Source organism: Idiomarina sp. PL1-037 (assembly GCF_034422975.1).
Lineage (GTDB): Bacteria > Pseudomonadota > Gammaproteobacteria > Enterobacterales > Alteromonadaceae > Idiomarina.
In genome coordinates this window covers 773,883-792,225 of sequence record NZ_CP139873.1, presented here as the reverse complement: position 1 = coordinate 792,225, position 18,343 = coordinate 773,883, and the positions used below count along the sequence as shown (strand labels likewise).

11 protein-coding genes are annotated in these 18,343 nt (G+C 45.9%); 7 read left to right on the top strand and 4 right to left on the bottom strand.

Annotated elements, in window-relative coordinates:
* Window positions 1-101 precede the first annotated feature (101 nt).
* From U0358_RS03520 to U0358_RS03505, 4 genes are read left to right on the top strand one after another with little or no spacing between them, the layout of a single operon-like run.
* A complete protein-coding gene (locus U0358_RS03520) occupies window positions 102-3,362 on the top strand; it encodes a PAS domain S-box protein (RefSeq protein WP_322407096.1) in 3,261 nt (1,086 codons plus the stop codon).
* Complete coding sequence (locus U0358_RS03515; protein ID WP_322407095.1) at window positions 3,359-6,256, top strand: ATP-binding protein; 2,898 nt, start codon at window positions 3,359-3,361, stop codon at window positions 6,254-6,256. Before U0358_RS03520 ends, U0358_RS03515 begins: the two co-directional genes overlap by 4 nt.
* A complete protein-coding gene (locus tag U0358_RS03510; protein ID WP_322407094.1) occupies window positions 6,249-6,635 on the top strand; it encodes a response regulator in 387 nt (128 codons plus the stop codon). The genes U0358_RS03515 and U0358_RS03510 overlap by 8 nt, the downstream gene beginning before the upstream one ends.
* Window positions 6,628-8,304: a diguanylate cyclase gene (locus tag U0358_RS03505; RefSeq protein WP_322407093.1), complete on the top strand. Its 1,677-nt coding sequence runs from the start codon at window positions 6,628-6,630 to the stop codon at window positions 8,302-8,304. Before U0358_RS03510 ends, U0358_RS03505 begins: the two co-directional genes overlap by 8 nt.
* A gap of 51 nt (window positions 8,305-8,355) precedes the next feature.
* Here U0358_RS03505 and U0358_RS03500 read toward each other — a convergent pair whose 3' ends face one another.
* Both U0358_RS03500 and U0358_RS03495 read right to left on the bottom strand, forming a co-directional pair.
* Window positions 8,356-9,567, bottom strand: a complete 1,212-nt coding sequence (locus tag U0358_RS03500) for a M24 family metallopeptidase (protein WP_322407092.1) — start codon at window positions 9,565-9,567, stop codon at window positions 8,356-8,358.
* Between the two features lie 50 nt (window positions 9,568-9,617).
* Window positions 9,618-11,210: an amidohydrolase family protein gene (locus tag U0358_RS03495; protein ID WP_322407091.1), complete on the bottom strand. Its 1,593-nt coding sequence runs from the start codon at window positions 11,208-11,210 to the stop codon at window positions 9,618-9,620.
* Window positions 11,211-11,441: 231 nt separating this feature from the next.
* Between U0358_RS03495 and U0358_RS03490 the strand changes: the two genes are divergently transcribed.
* On the top strand, window positions 11,442-12,092 hold the full coding sequence (locus tag U0358_RS03490) for a DUF1707 SHOCT-like domain-containing protein (RefSeq protein ID WP_322407090.1): 651 nt from the start codon (window positions 11,442-11,444) through the stop codon (window positions 12,090-12,092).
* 108 nt (window positions 12,093-12,200) lie between these two features.
* Entirely contained in the window at window positions 12,201-12,866 is a 666-nt protein-coding gene (locus tag U0358_RS03485; RefSeq protein ID WP_114981946.1) for a glutathione S-transferase family protein, read from the top strand.
* Here the strand turns inward: U0358_RS03485 and U0358_RS03480 are convergent.
* Window positions 12,863-14,455 (bottom strand): ABC-F family ATPase, encoded by a 1,593-nt coding sequence (locus tag U0358_RS03480; RefSeq protein WP_317498281.1) that lies wholly within the window; start codon window positions 14,453-14,455, stop codon window positions 12,863-12,865. The two genes, U0358_RS03485 and U0358_RS03480, sit on opposite strands and share 4 nt — an antisense overlap.
* Before the next feature lie 101 nt (window positions 14,456-14,556).
* Between U0358_RS03480 and U0358_RS03475 the strand changes: the two genes are divergently transcribed.
* Window positions 14,557-15,444 (top strand): mechanosensitive ion channel family protein, encoded by an 888-nt coding sequence (locus tag U0358_RS03475; protein ID WP_322407089.1) that lies wholly within the window; start codon window positions 14,557-14,559, stop codon window positions 15,442-15,444.
* A gap of 126 nt (window positions 15,445-15,570) precedes the next feature.
* On the opposite strand, the gene U0358_RS03470 is transcribed toward U0358_RS03475, so the two are convergent.
* Entirely contained in the window at window positions 15,571-18,276 is a 2,706-nt protein-coding gene (locus U0358_RS03470; protein WP_322407088.1) for a TonB-dependent receptor plug domain-containing protein, read from the bottom strand.
* Window positions 18,277-18,343: the final 67 nt, after the last annotated feature.

Sequence of the window (18,343 nt, the reverse complement as noted above, 5' to 3'; positions counted from 1 at the left end):
AGCCCGGACGTGACAAAAAAGTATTACCTAAGAAGTTAATTGCAGGTTTTTCTTAAAGTTTCTACTATGAAGCGATATTGACCGACAAGCGGAGCCCACAGATGAAGTCAGCCGGTACCCCCAGCAACGAATACGAACGTTTAAAGGCACTTCGCGAAACGGACTTACTGGACTCCCCTCCAGAGGAACGTTTTGACCGGCTTACCCGCATTGTTAAAAACGCACTGAACTTACCCATTGCATTAATTTCTTTGGTTGACGAGCATCGCCAGTGGTTTAAATCAAAGCAAGGCCTCTCGGCGCCAGAGACGCATCGAGACTTCGCTTTCTGTGCCTACACTATCCTCAAAGATCAAATATTTGAAGTCAGTAACGCTTTGGAGGATGAGCGTTTTGCCGATAATCCTCTGGTTGTTAATGACCCTAAAATTCGATTTTATGCCGGCTGCCCAATTCAAAGCTCAGATGGTCATCGCATCGGCACCTTGTGTGTTATTGATACCCAGCCCCGACAACTTTCTGAGATAGAGAAGACGATCTTAAAAGACATGGCTGCCGCCGTGCAGGACGAAGTAAGGCTAACTAAAAAATTTCGGCAAACATCAAAAAATGAACAACGACTCCAGTCCATTTTAAGAGGCACCAATATTGGCACCTGGGAGTGGAATATACAAACCGGAGAAACCGTTTTTAATGAACGCTGGGCGAATATTGTCGGTTATACACTTGCAGAGCTTGAGCCGATATCAATCGACACCTGGATGTCACTGGCACATCCTGAAGATTTAGAAAAATCCGGTGAGTTATTAGAACAACACTTTCGCGGCGATACTGAATTTTACGACTTTGAAGCGCGAATGCGTCACAAAGAGGGTCACTGGGTTTGGGTGCATGACAGGGGCCGTTTAGTGTCTAAAACCCAAAGCGGTGAACCGCTTCTCATTTCAGGCACGCACGAAGATATCACCAAACAGAAACACGCTGAAATGGAGATAAAGTCGCAACGTGAGTTCCTTGAAAAGGTGATAAACAGTAATGTCGTTGCATTTTTTGTACTCGATGCAGAAGGCAATTTTACCTATGCAAACGCCGAGGCAATAAATGTCTTAGGGTTAAAAGCTCAGGATGCTCCAGATAAAACCAGTGCGACCTTTGATGACCCCCGTTGGCAAATCAGTCAGCTCGATGGTTCATTTTTTCCTCCGGAAGAGCTTCCGTTTGCTGTTGTGCGCCGAACAGGTCAGCCTGTCACCGACGTGCAACACGCTATCCACTGGCCTAACGGCGAATGGAAAGCCGTTTCAGTGAATGGGGCGCCTCTGGTTAGTGGTGACGACATTCAGTATGTTTTTGCTGTTCGCGACATAACACCAGAAGTAAAAAGTGAACTGGCATTAAAAGCCAGTGAAGCCCAGTTCCGTTCGTTAGTTAACAACATTCCGGGTGTAACCTACCGTTGTCTTTACGACGAACACTGGACCATGTTGTACATGAGCGACAAAATTGATCCGTTGTCGGGCTACCCGGCAAGCGACTTTATTCAAAACAAAGCTCGCAGCTATGACAGTGTCATTCACCCGGCTGACAAAGAGCGGTTAGAGTCAGAAGTTGAAAGCGCCATTGAAAAAAGCAACGAGTGGTTACTGGAGTATAGAATTTTACATCGTGATGGCAGTATCCGATGGGCTCAGGAGAAAGGCAGAGCGATAAAAACTGAGGCCGGTCAAGTTGAATACTTCGATGGATTTATCCTGGACATAACACAGGAAAAAAGAAATCAGCAAGAAATGGAGAACCAGCTCGCGGCGTTCAAGGCACTGAACCAAATAGCCTCGCTTTCTCCAGAATATCCGCTAAAACGTATTAATCGAGGTCTGGAACTTGCCTGTTCTTATTTAAATTTAGAACTGGGTATAGTAAGCAGAATAGATGGAAAAGACTATGAGATTATCGCTTTTAGTGCGCCAAAAGAAACAGAATTAACTGCAGGCCTGACTTTCCCTCTTAAAGAAACTTACTGCGAAATTGTTATGTCCGAAGGGAAAACAGTCGCTATTCACAACATGGCGTCATCCAAATACCGCCAACATCCCTGCTACGAAGCTTTCGGCCTTGAATCCTATATAGGTTTGCCTATTCAGGTAAATGGTTGTCACTTTGGAACACTCAACTTTTCTTCCGCTACAGCCCGGGAAAGGCCCTTTAAAGAAACTGAAAAACAATTTTTGAGTCTTCTCGCACGCTGGGTTTCCTCCACGCTGGAATTTAAGCAAAAAAATGAAGCTATCGAGAATAGTGAGAGTCGCTTACGCGGCCTATTTAAGTTGTCTCCAATTGGTATTGCCTTAAACGATTACGAAACAGGAAAGTTTATTGACTTGAATGACGCCCTGCTTGCTCCCACGGGATATACTCGCGAAGAGTTCATCTCTTTAAGCTATTGGGATATCACGCCTCGTGACTATGAAAAAGCAGAACTTGAACATTTAGAAGCTTTAGCAAACACAGGCCGTTATGGACCTTTTGAGAAAGAGTATATCCGTAAGGATGGCAGCCGTTATCCGGTGTTGCTAAACGGCATGGTCGTATACGATGACAATGGTCGAAAGTTGATCTGGTCGATTATTGAAGATATTTCTGAGAGAAAGCGTAACGAAGAAATTAAAAACGCTTTTGTCTCGACAGTGAGCCATGAACTCCGTACTCCCATAACGTCTATCACTGGTGCGTTAGATTTATTGCTTGGCAACACTTGTGGCGACTTACCCTCAGCGGCAGTCGAAATGATAGAAGTGGCTAAAAAGAACAGTGTACGCATGAACTTGCTCATTAATGACATTTTGGACCTGGAAAAGCTGCTTGCGGGTAGAATGGAAATGCATTTTGAAAAGGTCGCTATTAACTCTCTTCTGGCAGATATAACCAAGCGGAACAAAACCTATGCCGAGCGGTTTCAAGTTGTTTTAGAGCAGACTCCTATCGACCCTTCACTGTCTATTTATGTCGACACTCAACGGTTCGAGCAAGTCATGACCAACCTAATTTCAAATGCGGTTAAGTTCTCGCCAAAAGGTGAGGCCGTGCAAATAAACGCTGAGGCTCAGGGTGAGTTTGTTCGTATTGCAGTAAAAGACAAAGGCGATGGCATTCCTGAGGAATTTCAACCACGGGTGTTTGAAAAGTTCGCCCAGGCCAACTCAACCAACACAAGAGCCACAGGGGGAACCGGCCTTGGCTTATCTATCTCGAAAGAGATCATGGATCGTTTAGGGGGCAGCATAAGCTTTAATACAAATGCGAACGGGACAGAGTTCTTTATATTACTGCCTAGGTCTGATGGCCACTCTGAGGTGGGCGAATGAAACACTATAAGCTCTCCGCCGAAGGCGCAAACTGGCTGAAGTTAATTGCCGGCATTTTATTTGTCAGCATTATTGCTCTCACTGAGTATTTTATTCATGAGTACCGCAACAAACAGCAAGCAGAACGTGACCGTAATGCAGCAGAACTCGCTATAAGGCTTAAATCACAACTTGAGACTGAACTTCATGGTGCCACGTTTTTAACACACGGTATCGAGGCTTACGTCGTTGCCCGGAAAGGGAATGTCGTTCCTGCAGAAATTAATTCCATGCTGGAGCAGGTCTACTCATTCAGTCCTTTCTTTAGAAATATTGGTATTGCACCCGATAATGAAATTCGCTGGGTGATGCCTATTGAGGGAAATGAGGCGGCATTAGGGGTAAAGTATGAAAATTTAGCATCCCAATGGCCGGAGATTAAAAAAACTATTGCGTCAAAAAACGCAAGGCTGCATGGTCCCCTGGAATTAGTGCAAGGAGACTTAGGGCTCATTTATCGCGCCCCCCTTTATATCGAAGGCGCTTACTGGGGGCTGATAAGTGCTGTCATCGACGCTGAAAGCTTATTTGAATCTCTCATGGATGAAGTGGCTGAAGTCGGCACCTCTGTCAAACTCGCTATCAAGCACGGAGACAAAAACAATTTCCCTGTCGAAGGCGTTTTTTGGGGAAACCCATCTACTTTTAATACTGCATCAGCAACCACACTCATCGATATTCCCGGAGGGCGCTGGTTGCTTGCTATTGAAGCAGAAAAGACTTTACCTAACTTTTGGCTCTTGCGAGCCGTTGTTTGGGGGCTTTCCTTTATTGGCGTGCTCGGTTTTTTCTATTTAACCCGACATCTTTACCAACAAAAACTGCTCAACTCTCTGTCCACGGAAGTTGAATCCCGGACAAAAGAGCTGAGCGACGTCAACAGTAAACTCTACCATGTGCTCAACGCGGCAAGTGAAACGGCCATAATAGCAACGGATAAAAATGGCCTTATTAATGTGTTTAACCGCGGTGCAGAACGAATGCTTGGATACTCTTCAGCTGAGGTTGTTCATAAAGAAACCCCGGCTATTTTTCATGACTCAGAAGAGGTTGAAGCTAAAGGCCTAAAACTCAGTAAACAATTAGGCCGGAATATTTCAGGGTTTGCTGTGTTTACTGCTATCCCTGATATCGAAGGCTCAGAGAAAGACAGTTGGACTTATATCACAAAATCGGGGGGACGAATCCCCGTCGAAGTTATTGTCACCAAAGAGTTTGACAAAGATGGTAACGCGGTTGGTTACCTGGGCTTAGCCAGCGATATGAGCCAACAAGTCAACGACCAACGTGCATTAAAAGAGCTTAAAGAACGACTTGAGTCAGCCACTCAAGTTGCGAATATCGGTGTTTGGGAACTCAACTTAAAGACCCGGGAAATGCTCTGGAACGGGCAAATGCATTCACTAACGGGTGTAAAGAGCGAGGATTTTAAACACAGCTACAACAGTATCGAGTCGGTATTTTACCATGAAGAGAAGCACGAGTTTAACGAGCTATTGAAGAAGCTAGAACGTAAAGCGACCAATGCCGAGCCGTTTATTGAAATTCCCCTTCCTCTTGAAACAACGTTTCGTATTATCAGGGCGGACAATGAAGAGCTTCGCTGGATGAAAGGCCATGCGGTCATTCAATGTGATAATGCAGGGGTTCCGGAATCCATGTTAGGAGCCATGCACGACATTTCCTCACTGGTGTTCGCAAAAGAGGCCGCTGAGCAAGCCGAAAAATTAAAGTCTCAATTTTTGTCGACGGTGAGTCATGAATTGCGAACCCCTTTATCCGTTATATCGGGATCACTCTCACTCATGTCACTGGAGGCCGAGACTTTGTCCGAAGAAGCTAAACATGTGCTGGAACTGGCTAACCGAAATAGTAAACGATTAACATTGTTGATTAATGACTTACTGGATATCGAAAAGCTATCTTCAGGCAATCTTTCGTTCCAGATTAAAGAATATTCCCTTAAGTTTCTGCTTCAAAAAGCTATTGCAGAAAACCAAGGCTACGCAGCACAGCATCAAGCAAAAATCCTGTTAGATCGAGACATTTCAACGAATGTCCATATCGCAGTTGATGAGCTGAGGTTTATGCAAGTCATGGCCAACCTGCTATCTAACGCCGCAAAATTCTCGCCGAATGACGGAGAAATTAAAGTCGACACCTCAATAGTCGAAGGTAACGCCTTGGTCGAGGTTATCGACCGTGGGCCCGGAATACCAGAAGTCTTTAAAAACAGAGTTTTTGAACCTTTCGCACAAGCCGAGTCTTCTGATTCCCGAAGTAAAGGTGGTACCGGGCTTGGACTCGCTATTACAAAAACCATTATAGAGAAAATGGGCGGAACCATTGGCTTTGAGTCAGTTCCTGGTGAAAAAACACGGTTTTGGGTTTTATTGCCGCTAGTGACTCATGACAGCATAACGCATGAAGATAACAAACTTGGAAAGCGAGCAAACAATGTAAACCATAGGACCCACTCTTCCGCAAAAGCAAACGTATTACATGTGGAAGATTATGACGACTTCTCTACGGTAATTACCGCTATACTCAAAGATACGTATGAAGTCGACACCGCACGCACTATTCGGCAAGCTAAACAAAAGCTGTCATCGCAAAACTACGACTTCCTGGTGTTAGATATTGCATTACCAGATGGTTCTGGTTGGGAGCTGGTTGATATCGCTAAAAAGGTTAACAATGACATTCAGGTTATCGTAACATCTGATTACGATACAGCTCCTGAGAATATGGCAAATGTTGATGCGATTATGAGTAAGGCAACTTTCACCCGCTCCAAGTTTGTCGGCCTAATTGACAAACTCTCTAAAGATAAAGACAGGAGTCCCGATGTCTGATTTGAAACGTGTTTTATTGGTCGATGATGAACCTGACATCCAGGCAATCGCAAAACTTTCACTGGAGAAAGTTGGTGGGTTTACATCACTTATCTGCTCCTCTGGGCACGAAGCCATAGACCAAATTTCGGGCTTTAAACCCGACATCGTTTTGCTTGATGTCATGATGCCAGATTTAGATGGCCCTAACACATTAAAACAGCTGCAGGAAAAAAATCTGCTAAATGATACCCCTGTTGTGTTCTTTACGGCCAAAGTGCTGAACTCTGAAATTGAAGAACTGAAAGAGCTTGGGGCGGAAGATGTGATTTCAAAACCCTTTGACCCCATGACTTTGCCAACTCAGCTTAAAGACATCTGGAGCCGCATTAATGAATGATAAGACGCTCTCCGAAAAGCTGGATCCTGAAATTCAGGCTATCCAAAATCAATACAAAGAACGCTTAGTATCAGACGGGAGCAAGCTACAATCACTTGTAGACCAGTTAAGCATTGGCAACGCAAAACAAACAGCTGATAGCCTGCACCGCATTTTGCATTCAATTAGTGGATCAGCTGGCACCTTTGGCTTTAACGAAGCCAGTACGGAAGCGCGCCGTATCGACGAAGTATTGAAGACTCTTATAAGTGAGCAAAGTGAAACGTCTCTCGTGCAAGCTATTCGCCGGGAAATTCCAGAGTTCTGTCAACTATTAAAGCAAGTCAGCATTTTTGACTCAGGCTCAGCTACTGAACTGGCGGTAAGCAACTCCGATACCTCTGCCGAAAAAAACAAAACCATTAAGCACAAACACGATGGGACAGTTTGGCTCATCGAACAAGACAAGCAATTAGAAGCCCAGTTTTCGAAGCAGCTCATAAGCTTTAACTTTAAAATTCAGACCTTTGAATTAGAGCAGGCGCTTAAAGCAGCAAAGGCTGAAGGCTGTCCAGACGCTCTTATTATTGACTTAGATGGTGATGATTTTAATGCAATAACAGACATTGATACCGTTTTAAACGCAGTGAGCGAGCCACCAAGAAAGCTCATCATGCTGTCCGAAGATGACGGCTTTGATCAGAGAATGAAGGCAGCTAAAGCCAGGGCAATCAGCTTTCTGAAAAAGCCGGTCAGTCTGTCTGAGTTAATAAGTCATTTGGAAGCGGTTTTAGCCAGACAAGAGTTTGAGCCTCCTCGTGTCATGCTAATTGATGACGACAAAGAGCTATGCTCATTCATAAAGATTGAGCTAGAGGCTGAGGGAATGCAGGTCAAGGTTCTTGATAACATTAAAAATATCATCCCGGAGCTGGCCGAATTTAGACCCGAGTTGATTTTACTTGATATGGAAATGCCTGATTATTCAGGTATCGATATTGCGTTGTTAATACGACAGCATGTGCAGTTCGAAAGCCTCCCCATCGTCTATCTGTCAGCCGAAAGGGATATCGACAAGCAGACCGAGGCACTATTGTTTGATGCTGACGATTTCTTATCAAAACCGATATCGCACAAGCGCCTCATTTCTTCTATTCGTTCGCGGGTGCACCGGGCAAGAGTGCTCGAACAGTTAATCAGTAAAGACGGATTAACCGGTCTTTTAAAGCATGCGGCCATCAAAGAGCATGCGACACGTGAACTCGAAAGAGCTCGCCGGGACGGGGGCATGCTATCCATTGTGATGCTGGACATTGACCATTTTAAACGGGTCAATGATACCTACGGCCACGCTACCGGTGATACTGTCATTGCATCATTGGCCACTTTGTTGCGGCACAGGTTTCGAAAAATCGATATCGTTGGTCGCTATGGTGGTGAAGAGTTCATGATTATTTTGCCAAACACTAACGAGAGCGACACTTTCGACGTTGTCGATGGTATCAGAAAGGTATTTAGCGAAATGGAGTTCACTGCGCAGGGTGAAACTTTCTACTGTACGCTTTCAGCCGGTTGTATCTGTTCTGAAGACTTCTCCTCAAAAGCCAGCGTTTCAGAATTGATTGAAGCCGCAGACAAGGCACTTTACGTTAGTAAAAATAATGGGCGTAACCAGGTAAGCAAGCGATAATCAACTTTGAGCATGCATCTGACCTTAGGGTCAGGTGCCATGCTCATTAAGTCAAAGAAGATTAAACGGGTCATCCACTGAACGCGATGGTTCGGTAAACCAAAAAGCCCCTTCTTCGCTCATATAAAAATGGTCTTCCAGGCGCACGCCGAACTTTTCCGGATTAATCACCATAGGCTCATTGCTGAAACACATTCCCGGTGCTAATCGGGTCTTGTCTCCGCCAACTAAATACGGCCATTCATGCAAATCCATGCCTATACCATGGCCTGTTCTGTGCGGTACGCCGGGTAATTGATAGTCGGCTTTTAAGCCTAGATCACTCAATTTTACACGAACTGCGTCATCAACGGATTCGCAGGTTTTATCTATATGAGCCGCATCAAAAGCAGCCTGCTGTAAGTCTCGTTCGTACTGCCAGAACGTCCGTTGCTCTTCAGTCGCATTACCAAAGGGATAAGTACGGGTGATATCGGAGTGATACCCGTGCAGCTTGCAACCGGTATCTATAAGCACCCAGTCGTCTTTTTCTAATTTCTGCTCGTAATTAACACCGTGCGGGTAGCTGGTGCCCTTACCAAATAACACAATGCAGAAAAACGATCCGGGCGCTCCCACCTTGCGGTGTGCTTCGTCAATAAACGCTCTGACTTCCGATGCTGTGATACCTTCATGCAGCATGGCACCGGTGGCTCTGTGCACGGCCATAGTCATATCCATTGCCGCCTGAATTAACGCCAGTTCTGCGGGCGACTTATGCATACGGCAGCCCGCGGTAATGACTTTTGCATCACACATTGTTTCCGCCGGCTTGCGCTCTTCCAGCTTTGCCACAACGCTGTATGGAGTGGACTCATCCAACGCCAGTTTATAGCCTTCAGAAAACTGCTCAGTTAAAAAGTCCAGCAACCTTTCATAAGGTGATTCATGCTCGTCCCACAAAAGCGTATCCATGGGCAGTACCATTGCCTGAGTTAACGAGCCGACTTCAAACGCCGGTGCTATCAAGGTTACATTGCCCTCAACCGGGAGAATAGCTCCAACCAGGCGCTCACTGGGGTACCACTTTAAGCCCGTGAAATACTCCAGGTTAGTACCTGCGTTTAAATACATAGCGCTGATGCCTTGTTCCCGCATCAGTTTCTGCGCCTTAGTCACACGCTGTTGGTATTCTTCCAGTGCAATAGGCTGAACACCTTCGGTCATATCCTCCAACGCGCTGAGAGCTTCCTCAGCCCGCGCAATTCCCACGCCATGGGTCATAAACACTCCTCTTGTTAATTAAACATCTCACCTTATGCAATAGCATCAGGCTACAGCAAATACTCCTGAATTTCTTTCAGCCGTGCAATGTAATCCTGACTAAAGACGTTTTCTGCACGTTTAATATAAGCGTCTAAGTCAACGTACTTCAGCGCATTTTGAAAGTAGAATCTATCGGCAAAGGGCTGAATTTTTTCCGTTTCAAAAATAGCCTTTATCTGCCCGAAGTACCTTTCAATGTCATTAACCATAGACACCATATGCCAGTCGCTGCCGTACATTAATTTGTTGGCCAGCTTAAAAGGCTTGTCGCCAGTGGCTTCTCGCGTTAGCTCTATCTCAAGTCGTTTGCCCAGGCTTGCCTGCGCTTTTTTGCTGCCGACAATTTCGTGCAGGTAGGACAAATCACAATAGACATGCTCGTAACGCCGACACAGCTCCACAACTTTACGAGCGTAGTTATTCGGATCATTCCATTCATCTTCCGTATCCGACAGCCACCCTTTAACCCAGCGTCCGTTCATTTTCCGCTTTCCACCACCGGCATGGCCAAAGCATAATCTCATAGTTTCTCTCTGTTTATTCTTTGTCAGTGCCTGTTCCCAATAATCCGGGTCTGAATTCAGGCCCGAGCCTTTATAGGCTTGAAAGCCTTCCGGAGTGCAGTGAGTGAAAACCGGAATGGAATACTCCACACAAAAATCCAGAAAGTAATCGACAACTCGTTCCACGTTAGGTTCGTTGCCTGCGGGCTTGTAACCCATGGGAGGATAAAACTTAAACCCCGCTTTTCCGTGCTCCAATGAGGTTTCTATGGCATCACGAAGCACGCGATCAGACGCTGATTGAGAAACAAAACGTAAAGGGTCAAAAGCGGAGAAGCCAAGAACGATTCCGTCCGAATAATTTTCCAACGCCGTCATACGCTCTAGTTGCTGATCATAAAACTCGTATTTGGGATTGTCGTCAAACGGGTAAGCCATATCCATCATGTAATGAAAAAGCACATAACGTTCCGCAAAGTTGTCGTAATAGCCTTTTAACCGCTTAAGTATCCCGACCTCACTGCGCAGCATATTCAATACAAAATCTATTTTGTCCGCAGCGTCTTCCAGAAACTCCAGTGACTTGCGCAGCATTCGCTCTATCATTTTGTGAATACCCGAGAACCAGCCCGATATTTTATCCTGAACGCGAGTTTCTGCTTTGAACGTCAGTTTCGTTTTTATGTAATCTAACTCCAGTTCCCGGGCCGATTCGCTGTCACCGTAATACTGATGTATCTCTCTCAAAACCGAGTACAGCTCACTGTTAATGAATTTTTCCTGGTAGGCTTCGGCTAACTCCAGCTTACTGGCCCCATCTTCCGCTAACTCTTCCACCAAGTAATGCTCTATTTCAATACAAACCAGGTGGGCAAACTCGTTGCAGATTTTTTTTGTGGCGACTTTTTTCGATGCCACTGAAAACGATTCCAGCCGCTCTTTTAGCGTAGAACTAGCGGTTAGGGAATAGGCCAGTTTGCTAATCAGCTTTGCCGGTATTTTCCAAATTCCCCAACTCTCAAGAATCCCCTGCAAAGGCACATAACGAGCGTTAAAAAGGTGGGTATGGGCATCAACAACGAAAGTTAGTTTACTCATAGCCGTATCCGTTTGAAGTAACCTGATTTTTCTAGGTTTTAGTTAAGTTAATAACTGAGAGAAGATCAACCAGACTCCTGACAATTGGTAACTTTTCCTAATTTTTGGTCAGACACACAAAATCGAATAAAAACAAAAATATTAACCCCCTTGATTTTATTGTTATTTATTTCTGGCCTAAGAATTGCTTTGTTGTCCATAATAAGAAGATAAGAACAACAAGGAAACATTATGAGTGTTAAATTTGAAGACCGTCCGCTGGAAAAGGTCCGCGAAGAGACTATCGATCAGCTGGTAATGAACTATGGCCACGGTGAGCTATCGGAAGAAGCTTTTGAACGTCGGCTTGACCAAGCCATGGACGCGACTGAGCATAGCCAGCTTGCCGAATTGGTAGAAGACCTGGAGCTGAAGCCAGATACCTCTTACGACAGCATGAAAGAGCAGAAATTCTCGCCACATTATGGCGAAGGACGCGTTCAACCAACGGAAAAGGTGATATCCATACTATCTTCTAATGAGCGCTGTGGCGTGTGGACAGTGCCGCGTGAAATCACCATCTATTCTCTGCTAGGCTCTGTAGAGCTGGACTTTACTGATGCCGTTTTTCAACACCCGGACGTCACTATCAAAATTATTGGCGGGCTCTCAAGTCTTGAAGTTTTTGTCCCCGAAGAAATTACCATTAGCACCAATGTCTTTAGTGTTCTTGGCTCCACCGAAAATAAAGCGCCCTCAATGGGCAACCTGAAGCAAGCTCCGCATATACGAATTGAAGGCTTCCAGTTGCTTGGCTCGGTTGAAGTAAAAGTAAAACGCACCATAAAAGAGAAGTTCGTAGCCTTTGCTAATAGCTTGAAGGGCACCTTTCAATCTCGCTAAAGTCCGGATAGGTTAATTCAGTCGCGAGTCGATAATCGCTGGCCTAATCTAAAAGCCTGGTACGAGCGTATGAAACAGCGCGACTCATCAAAGGTTTAAGGGAGACACATGATTGAACTCTACACATCAGCAACCCCCAACGGTTATAAAGCCACGGTCACATTAGAAGAAATGGGGCTGGACTATAAACTGCACCATGTGCAGTTGCAGGAAAATGAGCAAAAACGCCCAGAGTTTCTGAAAATGAACCCTAACGGTCGTATTCCGGTCATTGTCGATAAAAACAACGATGATTTCGCGGTGTTTGAGTCCGGCGCCATTATGCTGTATCTGGCGGAAACCTACGACAAGCTTAACCCTAAAGACCCGAAAGAACGTTCACGTATGATCCAGTGGCTGATGTTTCAGATGGGTGGCATTGGTCCTATGATGGGACAAGCTAATGTCTTCTATCGGTATTTCCCGGAGAAGCTGCCCTCAGCCATTGAGCGCTATCAGAATGAAAGCCGCCGGTTATTTGAAGTGCTGAATACACGGTTAGGCGAGTCTGAATACTTAGCAGGTGACAACTTCTCGTTAGCGGATATTGCCAACTGGTGCTGGGTGCGAACCCACGACTGGTCCGGTGTGAGTCTGGATGGCTTAGAAAACTTAAAGCGCTGGATGAATACCATTAGCGAACGCCCGGCCTGCCAACGCGGTGTGACAAAGCCTGAGCGGATGGGCGACCCCGACGAACTGGTCAAGAGCGCCCAAAAAATGGTGCAGCGTTAAGCGGCAGCCAACTGCGCAAGATACTCATCGTAACTGCCGGCAAAATCGCGTAAGCCTTTGTCGGTAATTTCGATAATACGCGTAGCTAGAGTCGACACGAACTCGCGATCATGGCTGACAAACAGCAAGGTGCCTTCAAATTGCTCTAGCGCCAGGTTCAGCGACTCTATTGACTCCATATCCAGGTGGTTGGTCGGTTCGTCCATCACCAGAATATTCGGGCGCTGCAAAATCAGTTTACCGAAAATCATCCGGCCTTTTTCACCACCAGACAAAATCGATACCGGCTTTTGAATATCGTCTGAAGAGAACAACATACGACCCAGAACGCCACGAATGGCCTGTTCGTCATCGCCCGGTTGTTTCCACTGGTACATCCATTCGTAAACCGTCATATCCTGCTTAAACCAGTGGGCGTGATCCTGAGCATAGTAGCCAATATTGGCATTTTCAGACCACTTAATGCTACCTGAGTCTGGCGTGTATTCGCCCATTAAACATTTCAATAAGGTCGTTTTACCAATACCGTTGGCACCGATAATAGCGACTTTCTCGCCCACTTCTATCGAAGTGCTCAAGCCTTTCAATACCGCTTCGTCTTCAAAGCTCTTACGCACATTTTCGGTTTCAAGCGCCAACCGGTAAAGCTTCTTTTCCTGGGTAAAGCGAATGTACGGATTAACGCGGCTGGAGGCTTTCACCTCATCCAGCTGAATTTTCTCCATTTGTTTCTGACGCGAGGTCGCCTGCTTGGCTTTTGACGCATTCGCCGAGAAACGGCTGACGAAGCTCTGCAGCTCGGCAATTTCCTTTTTCTTCTTAGCGTTATCACTCATCAGCTGCTCACGCGCCTGCGTCGCGGCAAACATGTATTCGTCGTAGTTACCCGGGTACACGCGCAGCTCGCCGTAGTCAATATCGGCCATGTGCGTACACACCGAGTTTAAAAAGTGACGGTCGTGCGAGATAATGATCATGGTGCTTTGCTTTTCCGCCAACACGCCTTCCAGCCAGCGAATGGTATTAATGTCGAGGTTGTTGGTCGGTTCGTCCAGCAACATAATGTCCGGCTCAGAAAACAGCACCTGCGCCAATAACACTCGAATTTTGACACCTGGTGCCAACGCAGACATCAGTCCAAAATGCTGCTCTACCGGTATGCCCAGACCCAGCAACAATTCGCCCGCACGAGACTCCGCCGTATACCCGTCCATTTCAGCAAATTCCGTTTCCAAATCGGCTACACGCATGCCGTCTTCTTCACTCATTTCACTACTACTGTAAATGCGGTCACGTTCTTCTTTTACCGCCCACAGCTCTTCGTGCCCCATAATAACGGCATCAACGACACTGTAGTCTTCGTATGCAAATTGATCCTGACGCAACTTACCGATGCGGGTATTCGGTTCCAGCGACACATTGCCGGACGAAGGCTCCTGCTCACCACTTAATATGCGCATAAAGGTCGACTTGCCGCAGCCATTAGCGCCTATCAGGCCATAACGGTTGCCATTGCCGAATTTAACAGAAATATTTTCAAAAAGAGGCTTCGCACCAAATTGCATGGTGATATTTGCAGCAGAAATCACGTATTCAACATCCAGGACTGTAGGGTAAAAATTGAGCGCGCAATGTACGTGTTTTTCGCGTAAATTACAAAGAAAGATTCACTATAATAGGTAAATAGATTATGCAAATGTCCTGGACAGACATCTCTTCGGGTTTAGACAGAATATGGAATATTGAGTTGTGGAAAACTGGCGACGCTCAGATATACCTCAGCCAGGTAATTATTGCTATTACGCTGATTATTGTTGGCGTTATTGTTATACGCTGGATAGGCTCCAGCTTAGTTAAGCGTGCCTTAAAGTCGGGGCATGCCTCTCAGAATACCATTTATGCCTTTCGTAAATTGTTTTCGTTTTTGGCTTACGTGCTTATTGTTCTTATTGCCTTACCGGTTGCCGGTATTCCTATTACTGTATTCGCGGTCTTAGGCGGTGCATTAGCCATCGGTGTCGGTTTTGGCGCCCAAAACCTGTTAAACAACCTGATTTCCGGCATGATATTAATTGCCGAGCGGCCTATTCGTATCGGTGACATTGTCGAGCTGGAAAACGAACGAGGTCGTATTGAAGAAATTGGCAACCGTTGTGTGCGCATCAAACGCTTCGACGGCGTGCATGTGCTGGTACCGAACAGCTACTTCCTGGAGCAACGGGTAGTAAACTGGACACTGGTCTCCACTGAAATACGCAGCACAGTGACCGTTGGCGTTGCTTATGGATCACCGATAGGCAGAGTCCGTGAACTGATGATGGAAGCTGCCAGCACACACGAAAAAATTGTTCAGCGCTTACCCTTTGAGGTTTTCTTTGATGACTTTGGTGACAACAGCCTGACGTTTAATTTGCTGTTCTGGACTGAAGTAGAAGCCCCTATGGATATTCGCCGGGTACAGTCTGATATTCGTTTTAAACTGGATAAGCTTTTCGCCGAGAACGATATTGTTATCGCCTTCCCTCAACGCGACGTGCATTTAGATACGTTGAAGCCGTTAGAGATAAAGATGACGTAGCCTGATGTTCACATCAGGTGAGATATTGGATCAAGAATAAAAAACGCCAGGCTACGTCTATGTAGCCTGACGTTCACATCAGGTGAGATATTGGATCTGACATAAATGTCAGGCTCCCCCCCGCAATCAGAACTCGTAGCTGTAACTTAAGCTAATTTCGGTTCCCACTTCTTTGCTACGAACCAGAATATCCGACTGAGTCACTTCCTGATCTTCTCCAAGAATGTTTTTCACCTTGAAGCCGATTTTAGAATTAAAGCTCGGATAATAGTTGTAAACCAAGTCCAGAGAGTGGAACGGTTGCTCAAATGCATCCTCACGTCCACCGATACCAGCCGCTATGATACGCTCACCAAACACGTTATACACCAGCGAAGTAGCATGTTCACCGTTAGCTGAGTCGTAGTTCAACTGGAAGTTGGCAACGTATTCAGAGTGACCTGTCATACGTTTAGTCCGGTTGGTTAAGTTACCCGCCAGTGCCGGATCAATCGACGCTTCGGAATCACTCCAGGTTAAGTTACCAGAGGTGAAAAAACCATTCGCCAGGTAGCCTAAATCGTGCAACCACTCAAACTCAACACCATAAACCTCAGCTGACTCACCATTAACGTAACTTAAGGTGTAATCTTCATCGCCTACCTGAAGTATTGACTCAATTGGGTTCTCTATGTCCTTGTAGAACGCTGCAACAGTGTAGTTGTCACCATTGTCTGCATAATACTCGAAACGCGCGTCGTAGTTACGCAAATCACTGCTTTCTAAGCCTGCGGTTCCGAAGGTGCGAATATCCGTTACCGGATCGTAGTAAGCCACCGGTACCGTTTCACGCAAATCCGGACGAACTACGGTTTCGCCGAAACCAAAACGCAGCTGGTAATTATCGCTGGCTATGTAGGTCAGAGATAAGGCTGTGTAGAGGTCGTCTTCGGCAATTGTGCTATTAACTACGCGTTCAGGATTAAAGTAGTTATTTAAGTCTTGCTCACTAAATATTAAGCTCGATGTTGCCAGAGAAACTTGTTTAAAGTCTTCATAACGGACACCACCACTTACACGCCAGGTATTATCGAATATCGCGTCGAATTCACCATAATAGGCATCAATTTTCTGAGCGGCCAGATAGTCATCCGCATTGGGTGCGCTAGGTTCGCGGAAGGTAAGGCGAAAGTTATTTTCGTCGATAACATCGTCCGTCAAGTAACCCGTTAACCCCAGTTCGCCGTCTAAATCATCAAGAACAGAAAAACCCGAACCGGATCCGTTATCAAGACTGAAGCTACTGGTATTGTAGTAGCGTGCTTTATCAACAAAGTCATAGCCGGCTTTTAACTCAAGCTCTATGCCTGACAACATAACTGGCAATGAGAAGTTACCGCCGTAGGACTTGACGTTATCTTCCATATCGACAAACTGGAAAACAGCACGGTTATCGTCACCGGTTACGCGAGTTTCTGCAAAGTTACCATCGGCGTCATATCGATCATCAAAGCGGTAAGAAACTTCCGTAGGGATATCCGTTTCAGCTTTTGACTCCGTATATTGCCAGTCAAAACCAATTCCCCAGTAATCCATGAAGGTATGTTGTCCGCGGAACTGATCCACATCCAGTACACGCTCTTCATACTTAAACTCATGTTCACGGTTCGCAAGACCCGTTCCGACAATCGTTTTCAGGTTACTGCCGTTCGGACTTTGCTTGATACCAAATTCCGATTCGTCTTCTGAATCTTCAAGATAAATTTTGGTATAACTGACACTGTGCGTATCCAGTTCATAGCCTGCAGTGAAAAAGCCATTCAGCCGCTCTGTTTCTGTCGTTACTGAGGTTTCTGAAAAGGTGTTGTAACAAGACTTAGAGATGTCCTCTACCGTTTCCAGAGACGTTGAACAATCGGCTGTGGCGTTGTTACTGATAACCGCATTCTGGCGTTCAGAATAGTCCCAGTTGTTGTCATAAGAGGCAGCAGCTAATACGCCTATGGTTCCACCAAAAAATGACTCGTCAAAGCTGTTACCTAAAGTCGCTTTTAAATCCATGTTCGGATCTAACGATTCTTTCTTCAGCACCATATCACGTGGTAATTGCTTAGCCAGCGAGGCATTAATTGCACGAGCCTGATTCCCCGCACTGTTTCCAGAGCCTGTCAGACCATCGGTATTAATAATGTTACGCAAGCTAAAGTCGCCTTGATAACGACCAATGGCTTCCTGAATGCCTGCGGGGATACCGCTGTCGTCGCGGTTATAGGTATAACCCTCATCCGCATTGCTATTCATGCCAATGCCCGCTTCAACACTAAAGACAAAATCATCAGGTAAAGAGCGCGTACGGATATCAATATTACCACCACCAAAAGCCGCAGGCATTGAAGGCGAAAACACCTTTTGTACCGCCATACTCTCAATAATGGTTGAAGGAATAATGTCCAGCGGAACCACATTACGGGTTAAATCCGGGCTGGGTATGCTGGCACCATTGATGCGGGCGCTTGAATAACGCTCACCAAGGCCACGAACATAAATAAATTTACCATCAACCAGTGTTAAACCGGTTACACGACGCAAGGCCGAGGCCGCATCGCTGTCGCCAGAACGGGATAACTGCTCGGCCCCCAAAATATCAGCCACAAAAGCCTGATTCTTACGCTCTTCAACAACAGCAGCTGCGCTACCTTGCAAACGACTGCCGGTGGTTACAACTTCTTCAATCGTCGATTCGCGCTCAATTTCAGCTTCGTCGGCTTGCTGAGCCAAAGCTCCCGGAGCAACGGCAAATAACCCTAATCCAACCGCCAAGGCAACAGGTTTGAGTTTGTATTGATTTTTCATAACCAACTCCTGCAATAAAATCGGAAAATAGGCGCAACACTGTTGCGCCTATTCATTCGCATTCCAA

What these genes read in the sequence shown, in the direction of transcription:
- U0358_RS03520 (WP_322407096.1), top strand. Translation starts at nt 102, where the DNA reads ATGAAGTCAGCCGGTACCCCCAGCAACGAATACGAACGTTTAAAGGCA.
- U0358_RS03515 (WP_322407095.1), top strand. Translation starts at nt 3,359, where the DNA reads ATGAAACACTATAAGCTCTCCGCCGAAGGCGCAAACTGGCTGAAGTTA.
- U0358_RS03510 (WP_322407094.1), top strand. Translation starts at nt 6,249, where the DNA reads ATGTCTGATTTGAAACGTGTTTTATTGGTCGATGATGAACCTGACATC.
- U0358_RS03505 (WP_322407093.1), top strand. Translation starts at nt 6,628, where the DNA reads ATGAATGATAAGACGCTCTCCGAAAAGCTGGATCCTGAAATTCAGGCT.
- U0358_RS03500 (WP_322407092.1), bottom strand. Translation starts at nt 9,567, where the DNA reads ATGACCCATGGCGTGGGAATTGCGCGGGCTGAGGAAGCTCTCAGCGCG.
- U0358_RS03495 (WP_322407091.1), bottom strand. Translation starts at nt 11,210, where the DNA reads ATGAGTAAACTAACTTTCGTTGTTGATGCCCATACCCACCTTTTTAAC.
- U0358_RS03490 (WP_322407090.1), top strand. Translation starts at nt 11,442, where the DNA reads ATGAGTGTTAAATTTGAAGACCGTCCGCTGGAAAAGGTCCGCGAAGAG.
- U0358_RS03485 (WP_114981946.1), top strand. Translation starts at nt 12,201, where the DNA reads ATGATTGAACTCTACACATCAGCAACCCCCAACGGTTATAAAGCCACG.
- U0358_RS03475 (WP_322407089.1), top strand. Translation starts at nt 14,557, where the DNA reads ATGCAAATGTCCTGGACAGACATCTCTTCGGGTTTAGACAGAATATGG.
- U0358_RS03470 (WP_322407088.1), bottom strand. Translation starts at nt 18,276, where the DNA reads ATGAAAAATCAATACAAACTCAAACCTGTTGCCTTGGCGGTTGGATTA.